Source organism: Pseudoxanthomonas sp. 22568 (assembly GCF_052044485.1).
In the GTDB taxonomy this organism is placed as follows: Bacteria; Pseudomonadota; Gammaproteobacteria; order Xanthomonadales; family Xanthomonadaceae; genus Pseudoxanthomonas_A; species Pseudoxanthomonas_A beigongshangi.
In genome coordinates, this window is the sequence record NZ_JBQENC010000003.1 from 182790 (window position 1) to 200841 (window position 18052).

Genomic DNA, 18052 nt, shown 5'->3' on the forward strand with positions numbered 1-18052 from the left:
TCGCGACCGTATTCCCCACACGCCCGGCTCCATCCCAGGCGCCGCTAGTTTCCCCCCTCATTCCAGCGCGAGCTGGAATCCATTGGGATCCTTGGATGCCGAGGAACGCTGGCCGGAAGTCAAAACGGGTCCCCGCGTTCGCTGGGATGACGAGGTGGGGCATCGGCAGATGCGACGCGGGCGGGAATCCTCCCGGCACCGATCCGCATCCCGCCTGATCCAGGTCAAGGAAGGCGCCGGCGACGCGGCGCAGACTGCGGCCATGCGACCGATTCCCGTTTCCAACCCGCCCTCGCCCCCCGCCGGCATGTCCGCGCGCCAGTTGCTGCAGGCACCGCACCGGCTGATGTTCTTCATCGGCGCCGGCAACGTGTTGCTGGCGATGCTGTGGTGGACGGCCTGGCTGGCCGCGCAGTACACCGGCGCCTGGCGCATGCCGGACATCGCGGTACCGCCGGGTTGGCTGCATGCCTTCCTGATGCAGTACCTGGTGCTGCCGAGTTTCATCTTCGGTTTCCTGCTGACGGTATTCCCGCGCTGGATGGGCTTGCCGGATCTGCCGCGCTGGCGCTACGCGCCGGTGGGCGCCGGACTGATGGGCGGACAACTGGCGATCCTGCTTTCCACGCTGGGCTGGGACGCCGGTTTCACGGTCGGCCTGTGGATGGCGCTGGCCGGCTGGCTGGCCGGCGTGGCCACGCTCGGCCGGCTGCTGCTGCGCGACACCGCGCGCACCTGGCACGCGCGTTCCTGCTTCGCCGCGCTGCTGCTCGGCTGCGCGGGACTGGCGTGCTTCCTCGTGTTCGTGCTGACCGGGGATGGGTGGTATGCCTTCGCCAGCATCAAGCTCGGCGGGGTGGCGATGCTGCTGCCGATCTACCTGACCGTCGCCCACCGCATGTTCCCGTTCTTCGCCGCCAATACGGTGCCGGGCTACAAGCCCTGGCGGCCGATGGCGTGGCTGGGCACGATGTGGGGCTTCCTGCTGCTTCACCTGCTGCTGGAGCTGCGCCACGCCTACGCGTGGCTGTGGCTGCCGGATGCGGCGCTGCTGATCGCCAGCGGCGTGGCGCTGTGGCACTGGTGGCCACGCGGACGGATGCCGGGCCTGCTGGCGGTGCTGTTCGTCGGTACCGCGTGGTTGCCGATCACCTTCGCGCTGTACACCGCGCAGAGCGTCATCTACCTGCTCACGGGTGAATTCGTGCTGGGGCGCGCGCCGATGCACGCGATGTTCATCGGTTTCTTCGGCAGCGTATTGGTGGCGATGGTCACCCGGGTTACCCAGGGTCATTCCGGGCGGCCGTTGAAGATGCCGGCGCTGGCCTGGTTCGCCTTCGCCGCACTGCAGATCGTGGCGGTGATGCGGGTGGTCGCCGAAATCGCCCCCGACGCGCTGTTCTGGCAGGTCGCCTCGGCGATTGGCTGGCTGCTCGCACTGCTGCCGTGGGTGGTCCGTATCGGCCGCATCTACCTGAGTCCGCGCGCCGACGGACGGCCGGGCTGACGCCATGATCACCTTCTATCCCGACATCAAGCAGGTCCATGTCGCCGCCGCGCTCACCAGCGGCACGCTGTTCGCATTGCGTGGATTGGGCCTGTCGCTGGGCATGCGCTGGCCGCGCGTGGCGCCGCTGCGCTATCTCGGCTACACGATCGACACCGTGCTGCTGACCGCGGCGATGATGCTGCTGACGATCCTGCCCGCCGGGCTGTTCGCCAACGGCTGGCTGGTCGTGAAGGTCGCTCTCATCCTTGCGTACGTGGTGCTGGGCGTTCTCGCCTTCCAGCCGACGCGGGGAAGACTGTCCCGCACCGTGCTGTATGCGGTCGCGTTGCTGTGTTTCCTGCAGGTTTACGGCATCGCGCGCACCCACCATCCGATGGGCCTGCTGGCCCTGCTGGGGTAACGCCATGAACGAAGCGCTGTTGCCGCCGGATCCCTGCTCGCCCTGTGCCGGCTGGATACGCGAATCCTTTGATGCGGCCGGCGCGACGCTGGCCTGTCCCGAATCGGATGACGCCGCGAGGGAGGGGGAAACACCGTGTCCCTGATGCGATTGGATCTGCGCGAACTCGCGCCGCCGGAACCGATGCAGCGGATCCTCGCCAGCCTGGAAGCGTTGCCGCGCGGTGGGCGGCTGGTGGCGTTCACGCCGTTCCGGCCGCTGCCGCTGATGTCGCTGCTCGACGCCTGGGGCTACGCGTACCGCGTGCAGGATCTGCCCGCCGGTGACGCCTGCATCGCAATCTGCCATGCCGACGATCGCGCCGCGCTGGAGCCGCCGCGAATCGCATGAGCGGACTGGCGTTCGCCCAGGCACCGCCGCCCGGGCAACCGCTGCGCTTCCTGCTGTCGTCTTTGGCCTGGGGCGTCGCCGCCGGCGCATGGCTGCTGTGGAGCGGTGAATTCGCGCTGCTGACGCGCTGGGCGCCGCACACGCTGGTGCTGGCGCACCTGTTTACCCTGGGCGTGCTCGGCAACGCGATGCTCGGCAGCCTGATCCAGTTCCTGCCGGTCGCCGCCGGCAGTCCATTGCCCCGCCCCGGACTCGCGCCATGGTTGCATGCGGCATTCAATGGCGGACTGCTCCTGCTGGTGCCGGCGCTGATGTTTCCGCACCCGCTGCTCACCGGCGCGGCCTCGCTGTTGCTGGCGCCATCGCTGCTGCTGTTCGCACTCGGCGGCCTGTTCGCGGTGGCGCGTGGAACCGGCGCGCGCGTGGCGCGGTTCGGCATCGGCGTCGCGCTGGCGTCGCTGCTGGTCACCGCCTCGCTCGGGCTGGCGGGGCTGGCGATCCTGTCGGGCAGGATCGCGCTTCCGCTGGATCGAATCGCCAACCTGCACGCCGCGTTCGGACTCGCGGGTTGGACGCTAGCGCTGCTCGGCGCGGTCGCCAGCATCACCCTGCCGACGCTGCAGGGAACGCGGCGCATTCCCGCCGGCTGGCTGCTGATCTGGCTGGGCGTGCTGGTCGCCGGCCTCGGCGCGACGGGTTGGCGCGCGCTGGCCGATGTGCCCATTCATCCGGCGCGCGTCCTCGCCCTGCCCGCGCTGGTGTTCTGCCTGGCGGTTCCGGTCCTGCAATGGCGTGCGCCGCATCCGCGCAATCCGGTGCTGCGCCGGTTCTGGCTGGCCGGCTGCACCGCGCTGGCGGCGGCTTGCCTCGCCACCCTGGCGCCGGAGCTGTCCCCGCGCGCCATGCTGGCGATTGGCGCGCTGGTGATCGCCGTCGGCCTGCCGCTGCTGGTGCTGGGCATGCTGCTGGAAATCGTCGGTTTCCTGGCCTGGATCGAACTGCGGCGGCGCCACCCGCGCGGCGTGCGCGTGCCGGGTGTGGACCGGCTGCTCGAAGACACCCACAAGCAGTGGCTGCTGTACGCCCACCTGGCGGCGGGCGGGCTGCTGCTGGCGGCGACCGTGGATCCCGCGCTGGCGCGGCCGGCCGGCGCCGCGCTGGTGCTCGCGTGGGGCGCCAGCGGAGGGGTGATCCTGCGCTGCTGGCGCGGAGCGCTGCGCTTCCGGCCCGCTTGATCTGGGTCAATGGCAGCCCGCCCGGCGCTGCCTAGGATGTGCCCACCGTACCGGTGATCGCCATGCCGCCGTTCGAATCGCATACCGCGCCGGCCCCCTCGGGCCATCGCCCTGTTGTCGTTTCCGCGCCCGTATCCGTCGTGGAGGCGGGTCCGTGCTGAGCCGCCTGGCCCTGGGCGGCACCCGCGCGGCGATCGACCGGGTCGACGACGCGATGGTGATCCTGCTGGGCGGACGCCAGCGGCTGGCCGGACTGGCCGGCCGGATCAAGCGCGACGCGGGCCTGGCGCAGACCGACGCGCGACGCGAGCACCGGGTCCGGGAACGCGCGCGCCGGCTCGCGGGCCGAGCCGGCATTTCTCCGTCCAGCGCCGAACGACTGATGCGGCTGCTGATCGCCGAAGCCCATCGCCGCCAGTCGCGGGCTTCTTCCCCCCTTTCCGAACCGACCCTTCCCATGGCCCATTCCGGTCCGTCATCGACCCGTTCCGCTTCCGCACCTTCCCCCCTGCTTCGCTGGCTGCCACCGCCACGCCGCCTGCGGCCCTGGCTCGCGCGGATACCGGGACCGTTGCGCCAACGCGCGGCGTTGCGCCTGCTCGCGCCTGCATTGGCGTCTCCGCGGGTACGGCGTGTCCTGGAGCCGATCGCCGGCCGCCGACTCGGCATCGAAATCACCGATCTCGATCAGCGCTGGGTGTTCGAATTGCGCGCCGACGGCCTGCATCTGGCGCAGGGCGACGCGGAAGCCACGGTGAGCGGCAGCGCCACCGATCTGCTGCTGCTGGCGAGCCGGCTGGAGGACGCCGATACCCTGTTTTTCCAGCGCCGCCTGATGCTGACCGGCGACACCGAACTCGGGCTGTTCCTGCGCAACCTGCTGGATCGGTTGCCTTGGGAAGCCTTTCCGCTCGCCTCGCGCATCCTCCTGCAACGCGGCGCGCGTCTGGCGCGCGACGCGCGGCAGGCCCATCGCGCACACGCCGGGCGGGCCGCATGAATGCCACGCATGCGCCGCGCTGGACGCCGGACCTGGAAGATCGCTATGCGGATCTGACCGCGCGCGTGGGCGATACCGTGCCGTGCCTGGAGTGGCCGCTGCACCTGCCCTGGATCGATGCCATCCGCGAACTCAAGCGTGAACGCGGCGCGGTGATCATGGCGCACAGCTACCAGTCGCCGGAGATCTTCCATGGCGTGGCAGACGTCACCGGCGACTCGCTGGCGCTGGCGCAGGCGGCCGCCGACTGCGACGCGGAGATCATCGTGCTGTGCGGCGTCCATTTCATGGCCGAGACCGCGAAGATCCTGGCGCCCCGGCGCACCGTGCTGATTCCGGATCCCGAGGCGGGCTGTTCGCTGGCCTCTTCCATCACCGCCGACGACGTGCGCGCCCTGCGCGCGCGCCATCCCGGTGCGCCGGTGGTCAGCTACGTCAATACCAGTGCGGCGGTGAAGGCCGAGTCCGATGCCTGCTGCACCTCCGCCAATGCGGTGCAGGTGGTCGAGGCGATGGGCGCGGACAAGGTCATCTTCCTGCCAGACGCCTTCCTCGGCCATCACGTCGCCGCCCAGACCGGCGTTGAACTGGTGCTGTGGGACGGCCGCTGCGAAGTGCACGAACAGTTCACCGCGCAGCAGGCACGGCATACCCGCGAGACCTTCGATGCGCGCCTGGTCGCGCATCCGGAGTGCCCGCCGGAAGTGCAGCGCGAGGCCGATTTCGTCGGTTCGACCACCGCGATGGGCGCGTGGCTGGAACGCGAGCGTCCGCGCCGCGTCGCCCTGATCACCGAATGCTCGATGGCCGACAACCTGCGCCATCGCTTTCCCGATGTCGAGTTCATCAAGCCCTGCAACCTGTGCCCGCACATGAAGCGGATCACCCTGCCGAACATCCATGCCTGCCTGCGCGACCTGCGGCACGTGGTCGAGGTTCCGGAAGACGTCGCCGCCGGCGCGCGCGCCGCGCTGGCGCGGATGCTTGCCGTGGGCCGGGGCGAACGCCCGTGAGCGGCGCGCCGCCACTGGTGGTGGTGGGTTGCGGCGTCGCCGGCCTGGCGACCGCGCTGTCGGCCGCGCCGCGCAAGGTGCTGTTGCTGGGACGCGCGCCAGCCGGCATCGACTGTTGCACCGCGCTGGCCCAGGGCGGCATCGCCGCGGCGCTGGACAGCGGCGACAGCACTGACGCGCATGCGCACGACACCCTGGCCGCCGGCGCCGATCACAACGACTACGACGCGGTCCGCTACCTGGTCGACAACGCGGTGATGGCGGTGCGCTGGCTGCAGGCGCAGGGGGTTCCCTTCGACCTGGAAGGCACGCGCTTCCTGCTGGGTCGCGAGGGCGGGCATCGGCGCAACCGCATCGTCCACGCCGGCGGCGATGCCAGCGGTGCCTCGCTGCTGCTGGCGCTGATCCGCGCGGCGCAGAACGCGCCGCACATCGACTGGCGTCCGCCGGCGACGCTGGATGCGCTGCGGGTCGGCGACCATGGCGTCAGCGGACTGCGCATCGCCTGGCCGGATGAAGGCCGCAGCGAGGACATCGACTGCGCCGAACTGGTGCTCGCCACCGGTGGCTGCGGCGCGTTGTTCGCCGCCAGCACCAATCCCTCCGGCGCCGACGGCAATGGGCTGGCGCTGGCGCTCGCCGCCGGCGCGCAGGCGCGCGATCTGGAATTCGTCCAGTTCCATCCCACCGCGCTGTCGGTCCGGGTCAACGGCGCGCTGCCGCTGATCACCGAAGCGCTGCGCGGCGCCGGCGCGCGCCTGTACGACGACGACGGCGCCCCGATCATGGCCGAGCGCCATCCTCTGGGCGATCTCGCGCCCCGCGACGTGGTGGCCCGGCAAGTGTGGCAAGCGCAACAGGCCGGCCAGCGCATCTGGCTGGATGCCACCCACCTGCACGAGACCTGGCTGCTGCAGTTCCCCACCGTGTACGCGCTGTGCCGCGCGCACGGCATCGATCCGCGGGTGCAGCGCATCCCGGTGACCCCCGCCGCGCACTTCCACATGGGCGGCATCGCCGCGGATCTGGACGGGCGCACCGCGGTGGAAGGCCTGTACGCGGTTGGCGAGGCCGCCTGCAACGGCGTGCATGGCGCCAACCGGCTGGCCAGCAATTCGCTGCTGGAGGGCGTGGTCTACGGCCGCCGCCTGGGCCAGTCGCTGGCCGGCATCCATCGGCATCTGCCCACCGAACACGGTCGCTGGGTGGTGCGCGGACGCTCCGCCGACACGGCGGCGCTGCTCGAACTGCGCGCACTGACCTGGCGCGCGCTGGGACCGGTGCGCGACGGAGCGGTGATGCGCGAGGCGCGTGAGGAACTGGCGCGCGATGCCGGCCTTGCCGGCAGCTGGCAGGGCGAACTGGTCACGCGGATCCTGGACGCGGCGCTGGCGCGGACGCGCAGCCTGGGCGCGCATTACCGGAGCGACGCGCCCGTCGACTGAACCGCGCCGCATCTGTCATTCGAATTCGTGGCATGCGAAGCGGCGGAATGATTCCCGCCGCTTCGTTCGACATCCGCCTTCAGGCCGGTTCCGGCGCCGCCAGCGACGCGCGTCCGGGCTTTCCATGCCAGTAGCCGTTGCGCGCCCCCAACCGTGGCGGCGGCAGTGGCGCGCGCAGCATCCGGTGGAAATGATCCACCACCGCCGCCATGTCGTCCTGCGCGGGCGACAGCCGCAGGATGTCCACGCCGCAGGCAATCAGCTCGTCGCGCTCGGGCGCCATGTCGACGATCTCCATGCCCTGCACCTGGATGCCGTTGATCACCATGAACGCCTCGCCTTCGCGGGTACCCAGCGGCAATCCGTCGGGATGTTCGATGCAGCGGAAACCGCAGTCGTCCTTGGGCACGTCGTAGGCGCGTGCGGTGAAGCAGCGCGCCGACCAGGCCAGCGGCAGGCGCCCCCAGGCCATGATTTCCAGTTCCGGCATCGGTGTGCCCTGCTCTGCCATCGCCGCGCGCAGTTCCTCCAGCAACCGGCGTCCCTGCTCCACGCCGGGCACCCAGCGCACCAGCCCGTCCTCGATCAATAGCCCCAGGGCGACGTGGTTGTAGACATTCAGCGTGGGGCCGGCCACGAACGGCAGACCGCGCTCGCGGCAGACCTGCACGGCGGACAGATCGTTGGCTTCCAGCAGGAATGCGCCGTTCTCCGCCAGTCGCACCACCGTCGACAGTTCGGACTCGGCCTCGATCAGGGCCAGCGATGACAGCACGATCTGCTTGCCGCTGGCGGCCAGTTCCTCCGCCAGCGCCAGCCAGTCGCGGGTGCGCAGTTCGCGGCGCTTGCTGCACACGGTCTCGCCGAGATAGAGGATGTCCAGCGGCCACTGCGCGGCCTCGCGGTAGAAGGCCAGCACGCGCTCGCGCGGCCAGACGTACTGCAACGGTCCAAGACTGAGTTTCATCGTTCAATGCCAGGCGCGGTGATAAGGGCCGAGGGTGGTCTGCTGGCCTTCGGCGTGGGCGGACAGATCGGCCTGCCAGTCCTCGCGCGGGCGCCAGCTGGCCGGCGCGCGCGCCTGCGCGTCGATGGCCTCGCGCCAGACCCGGGTCACGGTACGCACGTAGGCCGCGCCGCGCTGGCGGCCCTCGATCTTCAGCGCCGCCACGCCGGCTTCGGCCAGGCGCGGCAGCAGTTCCAGGGTATTGAGGCTGGTCGGTTCCTCCAGCGCATGGAAGATCTCGCCGCCGACGGCGTAGCGCCCCTTGCACACGGTGGGATAGCCGGCCGGCTCGGTCGCGCCGAAACGATCGATGAGCATGCCGTTCAGGCGGACACTGCGTCCCTGGTCCGGATGTTCCTCCCAGCGCACGAAGCTGGCCGGCGAGCACACGCCGTGGCGATTCGGCGACACCCCGGTGACGTAGCTGGACAGCTGGCAGCGTCCCTCCACCATGATGCACAGGCTGCCGAACGCGAACACCTCCAGCGGCACCGGCGAGGCCTGGCACAGTCGCTCGACCTGCTGCACCGACAGCACGCGCGGCAATACCGCGCGGGCGATGCCGAAGCGCTCGTGCGCATAGCGCAACGCCGCTGCGGTGGTCGCCGAACCCTGCACCGACAGATGCCTCGCCAGCCGGGGGTGTTGCCGCGACGCGTAGTGCAGCACCGCCATTTCGGCGGCGATGATCGCGTCGGCGCCGAACGCGGCCGCCTGATCCACCGCATGCCGCCATTGCGGCAACCGCGCGCTGTCCGGGTACGTGTTCAACGCCAGGTACACCTGGCGTCCGCGCGCATGCGCGTAGGCGATGCCCTCGCGCATCTCGGCGTCGTCGAAGTTCAGGCCAGGGAAGGCGCGCGCGTTGGTCTGGTCGCGGAAGCCCGCGTAGACCGCGTCGGTGCCGGCGTCGATGGCGGCCTTCAGCGCCGGCAGGTTGCCGGCGGGACATACCAGTTGCATCAGGGAGTTCTCCAGTCGGCGGAAGGCACGGGACGCGGCGTCCGGGCGGCGACCGCTTCGATGCCGGCTTCGTTCAAGTGTGCGTCGAGGTGTGCGTCGAGATTTCCAGCCTCGGCGGCGGCGGTCCGACATACCTGCCGCCACAATGCATCCACGCGTTGCTCGACCTGCGGATCCAGGGTGATCGGGCGTCCCCATTCGCGCGCGCTCTCGCCCACCCATTTGCGGGTCGCGTCCAGGCCGAGCTTGGAGCCCACGCCCGAGACCGGGGTGGCGAAATCCAGGTAGTCGATCGGCGTGTTCTCCACCAGCATGCTGTCGCGCGCCGGATCCACCCGGGTGGACACCGCCCAGATCACCTGCGCCCAGTCACGCACGTCGATGTCCTCGTCGGTGACGATGACGAACTTGGTGTAGGTGAACTGGCGAAGGTAGGACCAGATGCCCATCATCACCCGCCGTGCGTGCCCCGCGTATTGCTTGCGGATGCTGACCACCGCCACCCGGTACGAGCACGCTTCCGGCGGCAGGTAGAAGTCCACGATCTCCGGGAACACCTTGCGCAGAATCGGCACGAAGATGTCGTTCAGCGCCATCGACAGCACCGAGGGTTCGTCGAACGGTGCCCGCCCCATGTAGCTGCCGTGGTAGATGGCGTCGCGACGCAGGCGCATGCGCTCGATGGTGAGCACCGGGAAGTGCGCCTGCGCGTTGTAGTAGCCGGTGTGATCGCCGAACGGGCCTTCCAGCGCGGTGTCGCCGGGATGGATGAAACCCTCCAGCAGGATTTCCGCGCCCGCCGGCGCATCCAGGCCGGTCAACGCACTGCGCCAGACCCGCGTGCGCGCGGCCCGCAGCAGGCCTGCGAATTCGTATTCCGACAGCGTGTCCGGCACCGGCGCCACCGCCGCCAGCAGCGTGGCCGGATCGGCGCCGATCGCGACCAGCACCGGAAAGGGCTTCTCCGGATGCGCGGCCTGCCAGCTGGCGTAATCGAGCGCGCCGCCGCGATGCGGCAGCCAGCGCATGATCACCCGGTTGCGGCCGACCACCTGTTGCCGGTAGATCGCCACGTTCTGCCGCTGCTGATGGATGCCGCGGGTGATCACCAGACCGAAGGTGATCAGGCGATCGACGTCTTCCGGCCAGCAGCGCTGGATCGGCAGGCGCCCCAGATCGACGTCGCCGCCTTCCAGCACCTGTTCGTTGAACGCGGCGGCGTCGACCACCCGCGGCGCGACGTAGGCCAGTTGCGCCAGCCCCGGCCAGTCGGACAGCGCGCTGCGCAGATTGCCGGGCCAGCGCGGTTCCTTGATGCTGGCCAGCAGCTCGCCCAGTTCGCGCAGCGAGGCCAGCGGCCGGCCGGCCAGCGCCAGTTCGATGCGGCGCCGATGACCGAACAGATTGCCCAGCAATCCGTGGTTCGAACCTGCGTTGTGCATCAGCAGCGCCGGCCCGGATTCGCGCAGGGCCCGCAGGCTCAGCGCGGTGCTTTCCAGCTCCGGGCTGACGGGCGCGTCGATGTCCAGCAACTGTCCGTGTCCGGAAAGATGCTCCAGGAATTCGCGCAGATCGTGGAAGGCCATGCCGCGTCCTGTGGCGGGAAGGAGGCGGCATTGTCCTCACGCCCCGCCACGGGACACATTGATCCACGTCAAGCCGGAATGGCTCAGTACGTGTACTGCACCTGCACCCAGAACTTGTCGGTATCCACCGTGCGGGTGGCATCGCTGCTGCGGTAGCTCGCCAGCTTGAGCAGGCCTTCCAGTCCCTTCACGCCGGGTATCGCGCGGCGCCAGGACAGATCCAGCTCGCGGCCGAAACGGTGGCCGCCGCGATCGCTGCGGAAGTCGTGGTACCAGGTCTGCCATTCGCCACCGCCCAGCGGCAGGCTGAAGCCGGCGTAGGCATCGCGCAGGCCGTCGGCCGGCGTGGTCAGGAACTGGTCGGCCCAGCCCTGGAACGCGTGCTTGGTCGCCAGTGGCGTCTGGAACGCGCGGTTGCCCGTGCCGCCACCGCCCTCGCCCAGCACTTCATAACCGGCCTTCCATTGGATGTCCTGCCAGCGGTAGCCGGCTTCGGCCAGCCAGTAGCGGCTGTCCAGCCGCCATGGGTTTCCCGCCAGTTCGCGCTGCCGCGCGTGTTCCAGCACGTAGGAGAACCCGCCGGCCTTGCCTTGCACGCGCAGGCCGCTGGTGCGGCTGGACAGCGTGCCCAGTGGCGCGCCCGCGGCTACGGCCAGGTTGTCGAGGCCCAGCCGGTAGTGGTAGCCGATGGCGCTCAGGTTCGACGACAAGGCGTACTGCGCCTGCAACAGATGGCTGTGGCCCTCGATGTCGGCCGGCGCGTTACGGCTGACCGGGCGGGTGTCGTCCGGGCCGAACACGCTGTTGATGTTGTCCAGGTACGCATAGGTCAGCTTCCAGCCGGCGCCCGGCGTCAATTCGATCATCGCGCCATCGTAGGTCTGCTCGTTCTGCCGCCAGCCCACGCCGCCGACGAAGCGCTGGTTGCCCAGGTTGATGCGCTGGCGGCCGACCTGCGCGTTGCCCCAGTCCGCCGCGTAGCGGATCAGCGCCTGGTTGACCTCGGTGCCTTCCGGGTCGCCGACCGTGGCGTAGCCGGCGTGGCCGTTGCGGGTGTCGTTGAAGTGTTCCGCGCCCAGGTGGCGGACATCGTCGATTTCCACCAGCCCGGACAGGCCGTGCCAGCGTGGCGTGCGATAGCCGATGCGGGTGCGCAGGGTATGCGCCTTGGCGGTGTCGAGCGCATTGTCCTGATCGACCTGCTCGAAACGGTAGCGGGCATCCAGGATCAGTTTGCCGCCAGTGTCCTCCGGCGAGGCGGCGATGGCGGGAAGCGCGAGGGCCAGGCAAGGCAGGCCCAGCAGTCCGCCGATGAGGTGTTTCATGTGTGTGATCCCCTTTTTTTCGTGCTTGGATGGCGCGCATCGATGCGCGCTCAGTAGCGATAGTTGAGCTTCAGCCAGGCGGTGCGGCCGGGTTCGTTGATGCGCACCGGATCGGCCGGATAGCCGAACGCGCTGTTGCCGCCCAGATTGAGGTGTTCGCTGTAGGCGCGGTCGAACAGGTTGTCGATGCCTGCGGTGAGTTGCAGCTGGTCGCTGAAGCGGTAGCCGCCATTGACCGAGAACACCGCGAAGCCCGCGCTCGGGCCGAGATCGCGTCCGACCACGTTGCCCTGCCCCGTGCTCACCCGATCCTGGTCGTCGACGATGCGCAGCAGCGTGCCCCACGACCAGCGCCGGTACTCGCGGCTGGCCGACAGGCGCAGTTCCAGCGGGGTCATCTGCGGCAGCGGCTTGCCGCTGGCGCGATCCTCGCCCCAGGCGTAGGCCAGCGCGCCGCCGAGTTTCCAGCCATCGGCCGGCCGCCACTCCACGCCGGCTTCGCCGCCGCGGATGTCGGCATCGATGTTGCGCGCGCGGGTGGTCGCGCCCATGCCCATCATCCCGGGCAGGTAGTCGAACAGGATGTAGTCCTGCATGCGGCCGGCATAGACCGATACCCACGCCTCGACGCGTTCGCCGCGGTACTGCAGGCCCAGGTCGAGCTGGGTGGTGCGCTCGGGCTGGACGCCGGCGAAGGCGTTGGCCGCACCGGCCGGTCCGCGCTTGGGCGAAAACAGTTCCCAGTAGTCGGGCATGCGCTGGGTGTGGCCCAGGCCCACATAGGCGCCGAGACGCCCGGACATGTCGTATTCGTAGCGGACGAACGCGCTGGGCAGGGTTTCGCGGCGTTCCTGGCCGGCGGTCGGATTGGGCATCGGCATCATGCCGCCGGTGCTGCGACGCAGATCCCGCACCTGCGCGCGGTCCAGGCGCAGACCACTCATCAGGTGGTGCTTGTCGGTGATGTGCCAGTGCGATTCGGCGAATGCGCCGAAGGTGCGGAAGCGCGCATCCACCGTCCAAGGCTGCAGCCGGTAGGTGCCGCGTCCCATGCCGCTGCGCTGGCGATGGCGACTGTCGCGCAGATCCACGCCGGCGGTGATTTCCCACTCGCCCTGCTGCCAGGTCGCGGCCGCGCGCCCGCCCCAGGTGCGGTGGCCGACGTTGCTGGCCATCGGCATCGGCATGCTGCTGGACGGATCCGGCCGCCGCAGCGTGTAGTTGTCCATCACGTGATCGACGTCGTTGAGATACAGGTTGGCCTTGAAGGCATCCAGCACGCCGCCAATGTCGCTCTTCTCGAAGCGCAGGCCGAGGCTATCGCGACGGAAACGCGAACCGTCCATGCCGCGACCGGCATAGCGCGCCTGCGCGTCGCCGGTGCCGGCGCTCAGTTCCAGCACGGTGTTCGCGTCCGGCGTCCAGCCCAGCGCGGCATCGGCGTTCCACTTGCGCCATGCCGACGGTACTTCGTCGCCATTGCCATCCTGGTAGTCGTCCGCTTCCGAACGGTTGCCGCCCAGTCGCACATAACCGGTGGAGTTGCCGAGCGTGGCGTCCACCACCTGATCGTTGCGGTTTCGGCTGCCGGCCAGCGCGCTGGCGTTGACGCGCACGCCGGGGCGGTCGAAGTACGGAATCTCGCGTTCGAAGCGCACCGTGCCCGCCGATGCGCCGCCGCCCCACAACACCGTCTGCGGTCCCTTGATGACCACCAGGCGATCGTAGGTTTCCGGCGCGATGTAGGACATCGCATTGTCCATCCGCGAGGGACAGGCGCCGCTCAATGCGCCGTCGTTGGTCATCAGGTTCAACCGCGATCCGAACATGCCGCGCAGCACCGGGTCACCGTTGGTGCCGCCGCTGCGCAACAGGGCGAAGCCGGGAATCGTCTTCAGGTAATCGGCGCCGTCGCTCGCCGGCACCGGCTGGCGCGGCAGTTTGGGATCGGTGACGAAAGTGGTCGCCATCGCCGGCGCCACGCCGACAACGACCACGCCATCGAGTTCGGTGGGCGAAGCGGGTCCCGCGTCATGCACATGCTGGCCGGCATCGTTGGGTGGCGCCTCGGCGGCGAGCACCATCGAAACCGGTGCGAGCGCGAGGGACAGGGCGACGGCAAGACAATCTCTACGCATGACACGACACTCCGTTTAGGTCGGTGCCATTGTCTGGAGTCGCTCCAACCTTGGGATGCGTCAGGTTGTCGCAGGCGGAGGCGATCTTGATCCATGTCAAGCCGGCCGCACTTGCCGGCTTTTTTCGCCGAATCGGGGGCGGCGATTGATGCAAATCAAGGCGACCACGAAGGTCGGACAACTAACGTTCCCCCATCGGCCCAAGGCCATGACAAGGAACGCGCCATGAAGCGCAAGAGCAACTCCCTGCTTTATTACGCCCTCGCCTGCGCGATGGGCGCCACGCTGGCCGGCAACGCCCTTGCCGGCGATGCCTCCGCCCCACTGGGCGAACCGATCAAGGCGGTCCTGACCGCCCCGCCGATGGTGCCGCCGCCGATCACGCGCAGCACGCCGGCCAAGGTCATCGTCGACCTGGAAGTGGTCGAAAAGGAGATGAAGATCTCCGATGGCGTGACCTACAACTTCTGGACCTTCGGTGGTTCGGTGCCGGGCAGTTTCATCCGCGTGCGCCAGGGCGACACGGTGGAGTTCCACCTGAAGAACCACCACAGCTCGCACATGCCGCACAACATCGACCTGCATGCCGTCACCGGCACGGGCGGCGGCGCCGAGGCGACGTTCACCCTGCCCGGCCACGAAACGCAGTTCACCTTCAAGGCGCTGAATCCCGGCCTGTACGTCTACCACTGCGCGATGCCGCCGGTCGGCATGCACATCGCCAACGGCATGTACGGCCTGATCCTGGTCGAGCCGCCGGAAGGCCTGCCGAAGGTGGACAAGGAGTTCTACGTGATGCAGGGCGACTTCTACACCGAGGGCAAGTACGGCGAACCCGGCCTGCAGCCCTTCAGCCTGGAAAAGGCCATCGACGAGCATCCGACCTACGTGGTGTTCAACGGCGCGGAAGGATCGCTGACGGGTGACAACGCGCTGCAGGCGAAGGCCGGCGAGAGCATCCGCATGTTCGTCGGCAACGGCGGCCCCAACCTGGTGTCCAGCTTCCACGTCATCGGCGAGATCTTCGACAAGGTCTACATGGAAGGCGGCAGCAAGTACCAGGAAAACGTGCAGACCACGCTGGTGCCTGCCGGTGGCGCGACCATCGTCGAGTTCAAGGCCGACGTGCCGGGCAACTTCGTGCTGGTCGACCACAGCATCTTCCGCACCTTCCACAAGGGCTCGCTGGGCATCCTGAAGGTCGACGGTGAAGCCAAGCACGACATCTACACCGGCCAGCAGTCCAGCAAGGAGTACCCGCAGGGCGAACCTGCCGGCAAGTAAGCGAAGAAACCCCGTGAGGATGCCCATGTACCGGAGACTGCCCACCCTGTTGCTTGCAAGCCTCGTCGCGCCGGCGATGGCGGGCAGTCCCGGCTACGTGGACGTGCCGGGCGGAAGCTTCCGCTCGGCCATCCGCTACGAGGAAAGCAGCGACGCGCGTTCCGTCCCGGCCTTCGCCCTGATGGAACGCGCGGTCAGCAACGCCGACTTCGCCCGCTTCGTCGAACGGCAGCCGCAATGGCGACGGGATCGGGTGCCGGCGCTGTTCGCCGGTCCCGGTTACCTCGGGCACTGGGAAAGCGCCACCGTGCCGGGCGCGGCGGTCGACGCGGACGCGCCGGTGGTGCAGGTCAGCTGGTACGCCGCCGATGCCTACTGCCGCGCGCAGGACGCGCGCCTGCCGACCTTCCTGGAATGGGAATACGTCGCCGCCGCCGATGTCGACCGGCGCGACGCCCGCGCCGACCCCGGCTGGCAGGCCCTCCTGCTCAACGACGCCACCGCCCGCGCCCTCGATGCCGGCGACGCGCCGCCCAACGCCTACGGCATCCACGGCCTGCATGGCGTGGCCTGGGAATGGGTGGACGACTTCGCCATCCTGATGGGCGACAGCGACAAGCGCGGCGCCGACGACGGCGACAAGCTCAAGTACTGCGGCGCCACCTCGCTGGCCTTCAACGACCGCCAGCACTACGGGGTGATGAAACGCTTCGCCCTGCTGTCCGCACTGCAACCGGTCAACACCCTCGGCAACCTCGGATTCCGCTGCGCAAGGAGCCAGCCATGAAGATGCCCCTTTCTTTCCTCCTGCTCGGGCTGGCGCTCTTGCAGCCCGGCCTCCCGGCCGCCGCGCAGACGCTGCCGGGCGATTCCCTCTACCAACTGGACGCGAAGGTCACCGACCAGGACGGCAACACCGGCCAATGGCGGGATCTGCGCGGCAAGCCACGCATCGTGTCGATGTTCTACACGAACTGCCACCTCATGTGCCCGCTCATCATCGAGAACGGCAAGGCGGTGCAGAAACAGCTGACGCCCGTCGAACGCGCGCGCGTGGAGCTGGTGATGATCAGCCTGGATCCCGCCCGCGACACCCCGCAGGCCCTGCGCGAGACCGCGCAACGGCACCGCGTGCCCGCGCAATGGCGGTTCCTGCAACCCGGCGCCAACGATGCCCGCGCGATCGCCAGCGTGCTCGACGTGCGCTACCGCCCGCGCGAGGACGGCAGCATCAACCACACCAGCGTGCTGGTGCTGGTGGATGCCGATGGCCGCGTCCTCGCCCGCTCCGAGGTGGCCAGCGCGATACCGGATCCGGCCTTCGTCGCCGCCGTCCGCACCGCCCTGTCCTCCTCCGCTTCCCCTGTCCACTAACCCCGCAACCACACCAAGGAGTTTCCGATGAAAGTCGTTTCCGCTTCCCTGCTCGCCCTGGGCCTGATGGCCGCCGCCGGCATGGCCCAGGCCGCCAACAACTGCACCGTCAGCCTGAAGGGCGACGATGCGATGAAGTTCGATCTGAAGACGGCCACCGTTTCGGCCAGTTGCCCGACGATCACCATCGAGCTGACCCACACCGGCAAGATGCCGGCCGCCGCGATGGGCCACAACGTGGTCATCTCCGCCGCCAAGGACATGGACGGCATCGCCCGCGACGCCATCAAGGCCGGCGTGGGCAACCACTACGTGCCCAAGGGTGACGCCCGCGTGCTCGCCGCCACCACCCTGATTGGCGGCGGCCAGAAGACCAAGATCACGCTCCCCGGCAAGAAGCTGACCGCCGGCGGCGACTACAACTTCTTCTGCAGCTTCCCCGGCCACTCCACCTTGATGAAGGGCAAGTTGGTAGTGACGAAGTAACTCGCCGGGGACAGGAGCGCCGGGGCCGGTTTGCCGGCGCTCCTGCTTTCACCGTCGCATTTCCTTTCCCACACTGACCGTCGGTACCGCCATGGAATACCACATCCCCCTCCCCGGCCCGTCCGTGGATCCAATCACCATCGAACGGGTGTTGCAGGAATTCGATCCCGCCGGCCTGGTCGACCTTGACGCCAAGGCGGGCAAGCTGCGCATCTCCACCGTGGTGATGGACATCGAACTGGTGTTCATCATGGAACAGGCCGGACATCCGGTGCGCCTGACCCAGATCGAACGCATTGCCTCGGTGTGCTGCGGGGGCTGCAGCGGCTGATCCGCGGTACGGTGCACGCGGCTTGATCGCGATCAATTTGAACCGGTTCGCGATGCGATACGGTGCCCGGGTCGAAGTTCCGGTAAGCCGCCATGCGCATCCATCCTTCCGAAGACGGCGGCCCGGGACTCGGGCTGTGCAGCGAGGCCGATGTCGTCAGGCTGGTCGAGACCTTCTACCTGCGCGTGCGTCGGGATGACCTGCTGGGTCCCTTCTTCGAAGCGCGCGTGCGGGACTGGGCCGCGCATCATTCGCTTCTGGTCGCATTCTGGTCGTCGTTGCTGCGCGGCACGCGCCGCTTCCATGGCGCACCGGTGAGCTGCCATCTGGGCATGGCGGGGCTGACCGAAGCCATGTTCCTGCGCTGGCTGATACTGTTCCGCCAGACCACCGCCGACTGCGACAACGAGGCGATGCGCCGCGAAGCCGACGCCGCCGCCCTGCGCATGGCCAACCATTTCTGGCAACGCTATCAGGCCAGACAGATGCCGGCCTGTGCGCCCACGCCGCTTCCGGTGGACTGAAACGCCGGCACTTCCGGCGAAACCCAATCCCGGACGACGTGG

General features: G+C 69.1%; 18 protein-coding genes. 13 read left to right on the forward strand and 5 right to left on the reverse strand.

Annotated elements, in window-relative coordinates; all coding sequences use genetic code 11:
• Nucleotides 1-262: 262 nt before the first annotated feature.
• The 7 genes from ACTJI2_RS05080 (at nucleotide 263) to ACTJI2_RS05110 (ending at nucleotide 6993) form a co-directional block, all read left to right on the forward strand.
• Nucleotides 263-1507, forward strand: a complete 1245-nt coding sequence (locus tag ACTJI2_RS05080) for an NnrS family protein (RefSeq protein WP_440841326.1) — start codon at nucleotides 263-265, stop codon at nucleotides 1505-1507.
• Between the two features lie 4 nt (nucleotides 1508-1511).
• Nucleotides 1512-1910 (forward strand): SirB2 family protein, encoded by a 399-nt coding sequence (locus ACTJI2_RS05085; protein WP_440841327.1) that lies wholly within the window; start codon nucleotides 1512-1514, stop codon nucleotides 1908-1910.
• Between the two features lie 144 nt (nucleotides 1911-2054).
• The gene (locus tag ACTJI2_RS05090; protein ID WP_225562431.1) at nucleotides 2055-2300 is read left to right on the forward strand and encodes a DUF2249 domain-containing protein; all 246 of its coding nucleotides are present in this window, start codon (nucleotides 2055-2057) and stop codon (nucleotides 2298-2300) included.
• Complete coding sequence (locus ACTJI2_RS05095) at nucleotides 2297-3535, forward strand: hypothetical protein (RefSeq protein WP_440841328.1); 1239 nt, start codon at nucleotides 2297-2299, stop codon at nucleotides 3533-3535. The genes ACTJI2_RS05090 and ACTJI2_RS05095 overlap by 4 nt, the downstream gene beginning before the upstream one ends.
• A gap of 154 nt (nucleotides 3536-3689) precedes the next feature.
• Complete coding sequence (gene ubiT / locus ACTJI2_RS05100) at nucleotides 3690-4535, forward strand: ubiquinone anaerobic biosynthesis accessory factor UbiT (protein ID WP_440841329.1); 846 nt, start codon at nucleotides 3690-3692, stop codon at nucleotides 4533-4535.
• On the forward strand, nucleotides 4532-5548 hold the full coding sequence (gene nadA, locus ACTJI2_RS05105) for a quinolinate synthase NadA (RefSeq protein ID WP_440841330.1): 1017 nt from the start codon (nucleotides 4532-4534) through the stop codon (nucleotides 5546-5548). The genes ubiT and nadA overlap by 4 nt, the downstream gene beginning before the upstream one ends.
• Nucleotides 5545-6993, forward strand: a complete 1449-nt coding sequence (locus ACTJI2_RS05110) for an L-aspartate oxidase (RefSeq protein WP_440841331.1) — start codon at nucleotides 5545-5547, stop codon at nucleotides 6991-6993. Before nadA ends, ACTJI2_RS05110 begins: the two co-directional genes overlap by 4 nt.
• A gap of 79 nt (nucleotides 6994-7072) precedes the next feature.
• On the opposite strand, the gene ACTJI2_RS05115 is transcribed toward ACTJI2_RS05110, so the two are convergent.
• The 5 genes from ACTJI2_RS05115 to ACTJI2_RS05135 all read right to left on the reverse strand — a co-directional run bounded on the left by ACTJI2_RS05115 (nucleotide 7073) and on the right by ACTJI2_RS05135 (nucleotide 14011).
• Nucleotides 7073-7960 (reverse strand): U32 family peptidase, encoded by an 888-nt coding sequence (locus ACTJI2_RS05115; protein ID WP_440841332.1) that lies wholly within the window; start codon nucleotides 7958-7960, stop codon nucleotides 7073-7075.
• A 3-nt stretch (nucleotides 7961-7963) separates the two neighbouring features.
• On the reverse strand, nucleotides 7964-8962 hold the full coding sequence (gene ubiU / locus ACTJI2_RS05120) for a ubiquinone anaerobic biosynthesis protein UbiU (RefSeq protein WP_440841333.1): 999 nt from the start codon (nucleotides 8960-8962) through the stop codon (nucleotides 7964-7966).
• Nucleotides 8962-10548: a UbiD family decarboxylase gene (locus tag ACTJI2_RS05125; RefSeq protein WP_440841334.1), complete on the reverse strand. Its 1587-nt coding sequence runs from the start codon at nucleotides 10546-10548 to the stop codon at nucleotides 8962-8964. Before ACTJI2_RS05125 ends, ubiU begins: the two co-directional genes overlap by 1 nt.
• A gap of 83 nt (nucleotides 10549-10631) precedes the next feature.
• Nucleotides 10632-11873 carry an alginate export family protein gene (locus tag ACTJI2_RS05130; protein WP_440841335.1) on the reverse strand — a complete coding sequence of 414 codons (1242 nt, stop codon included), beginning with the start codon at nucleotides 11871-11873 and terminating at the stop codon, nucleotides 10632-10634.
• Between the two features lie 50 nt (nucleotides 11874-11923).
• Nucleotides 11924-14011, reverse strand: coding sequence for a TonB-dependent copper receptor (locus ACTJI2_RS05135; RefSeq protein ID WP_440841336.1), 2088 nt, complete (start codon nucleotides 14009-14011; stop codon nucleotides 11924-11926).
• 225 nt (nucleotides 14012-14236) lie between these two features.
• Between ACTJI2_RS05135 and nirK the strand changes: the two genes are divergently transcribed.
• The 6 genes from nirK (at nucleotide 14237) to ACTJI2_RS05165 (ending at nucleotide 18010) form a co-directional block, all read left to right on the forward strand.
• Nucleotides 14237-15295 carry a copper-containing nitrite reductase gene (nirK, locus tag ACTJI2_RS05140; RefSeq protein WP_235997000.1) on the forward strand — a complete coding sequence of 353 codons (1059 nt, stop codon included), beginning with the start codon at nucleotides 14237-14239 and terminating at the stop codon, nucleotides 15293-15295.
• A 25-nt stretch (nucleotides 15296-15320) separates the two neighbouring features.
• Complete coding sequence (locus ACTJI2_RS05145) at nucleotides 15321-16082, forward strand: formylglycine-generating enzyme family protein (RefSeq protein ID WP_440841337.1); 762 nt, start codon at nucleotides 15321-15323, stop codon at nucleotides 16080-16082.
• Complete coding sequence (locus ACTJI2_RS05150; protein ID WP_440841338.1) at nucleotides 16079-16669, forward strand: SCO family protein; 591 nt, start codon at nucleotides 16079-16081, stop codon at nucleotides 16667-16669. Before ACTJI2_RS05145 ends, ACTJI2_RS05150 begins: the two co-directional genes overlap by 4 nt.
• Before the next feature lie 27 nt (nucleotides 16670-16696).
• Complete coding sequence (gene azu / locus ACTJI2_RS05155) at nucleotides 16697-17155, forward strand: azurin (RefSeq protein ID WP_141452761.1); 459 nt, start codon at nucleotides 16697-16699, stop codon at nucleotides 17153-17155.
• Nucleotides 17156-17246: 91 nt separating this feature from the next.
• Nucleotides 17247-17486: a hypothetical protein gene (locus ACTJI2_RS05160; RefSeq protein WP_192198641.1), complete on the forward strand. Its 240-nt coding sequence runs from the start codon at nucleotides 17247-17249 to the stop codon at nucleotides 17484-17486.
• A gap of 92 nt (nucleotides 17487-17578) precedes the next feature.
• On the forward strand, nucleotides 17579-18010 hold the full coding sequence (locus tag ACTJI2_RS05165) for a group III truncated hemoglobin (protein WP_440841339.1): 432 nt from the start codon (nucleotides 17579-17581) through the stop codon (nucleotides 18008-18010).
• Nucleotides 18011-18052: the final 42 nt, after the last annotated feature.

Excerpts from the sequence above, each read along its gene's own strand:
- ACTJI2_RS05080 (WP_440841326.1), top strand. The coding sequence starts at position 263 with ATGCGACCGATTCCCGTTTCCAACCCGCCCTCGCCCCCCGCCGGCATG.
- ACTJI2_RS05085 (WP_440841327.1), top strand. The coding sequence starts at position 1,512 with ATGATCACCTTCTATCCCGACATCAAGCAGGTCCATGTCGCCGCCGCG.
- ACTJI2_RS05090 (WP_225562431.1), top strand. The coding sequence starts at position 2,055 with ATGCGATTGGATCTGCGCGAACTCGCGCCGCCGGAACCGATGCAGCGG.
- ACTJI2_RS05095 (WP_440841328.1), top strand. The coding sequence starts at position 2,297 with ATGAGCGGACTGGCGTTCGCCCAGGCACCGCCGCCCGGGCAACCGCTG.
- nadA (WP_440841330.1), top strand. The coding sequence starts at position 4,532 with ATGAATGCCACGCATGCGCCGCGCTGGACGCCGGACCTGGAAGATCGC.
- ACTJI2_RS05115 (WP_440841332.1), bottom strand. The coding sequence starts at position 7,960 with ATGAAACTCAGTCTTGGACCGTTGCAGTACGTCTGGCCGCGCGAGCGC.
- ubiU (WP_440841333.1), bottom strand. The coding sequence starts at position 8,962 with ATGCAACTGGTATGTCCCGCCGGCAACCTGCCGGCGCTGAAGGCCGCC.
- ACTJI2_RS05125 (WP_440841334.1), bottom strand. The coding sequence starts at position 10,548 with ATGGCCTTCCACGATCTGCGCGAATTCCTGGAGCATCTTTCCGGACAC.
- ACTJI2_RS05130 (WP_440841335.1), bottom strand. The coding sequence starts at position 11,873 with ATGAAACACCTCATCGGCGGACTGCTGGGCCTGCCTTGCCTGGCCCTC.
- ACTJI2_RS05135 (WP_440841336.1), bottom strand. The coding sequence starts at position 14,011 with ATGCGTAGAGATTGTCTTGCCGTCGCCCTGTCCCTCGCGCTCGCACCG.
- nirK (WP_235997000.1), top strand. The coding sequence starts at position 14,237 with ATGAAGCGCAAGAGCAACTCCCTGCTTTATTACGCCCTCGCCTGCGCG.
- ACTJI2_RS05145 (WP_440841337.1), top strand. The coding sequence starts at position 15,321 with ATGTACCGGAGACTGCCCACCCTGTTGCTTGCAAGCCTCGTCGCGCCG.
- ACTJI2_RS05150 (WP_440841338.1), top strand. The coding sequence starts at position 16,079 with ATGAAGATGCCCCTTTCTTTCCTCCTGCTCGGGCTGGCGCTCTTGCAG.
- azu (WP_141452761.1), top strand. The coding sequence starts at position 16,697 with ATGAAAGTCGTTTCCGCTTCCCTGCTCGCCCTGGGCCTGATGGCCGCC.
- ACTJI2_RS05160 (WP_192198641.1), top strand. The coding sequence starts at position 17,247 with ATGGAATACCACATCCCCCTCCCCGGCCCGTCCGTGGATCCAATCACC.
- ACTJI2_RS05165 (WP_440841339.1), top strand. The coding sequence starts at position 17,579 with ATGCGCATCCATCCTTCCGAAGACGGCGGCCCGGGACTCGGGCTGTGC.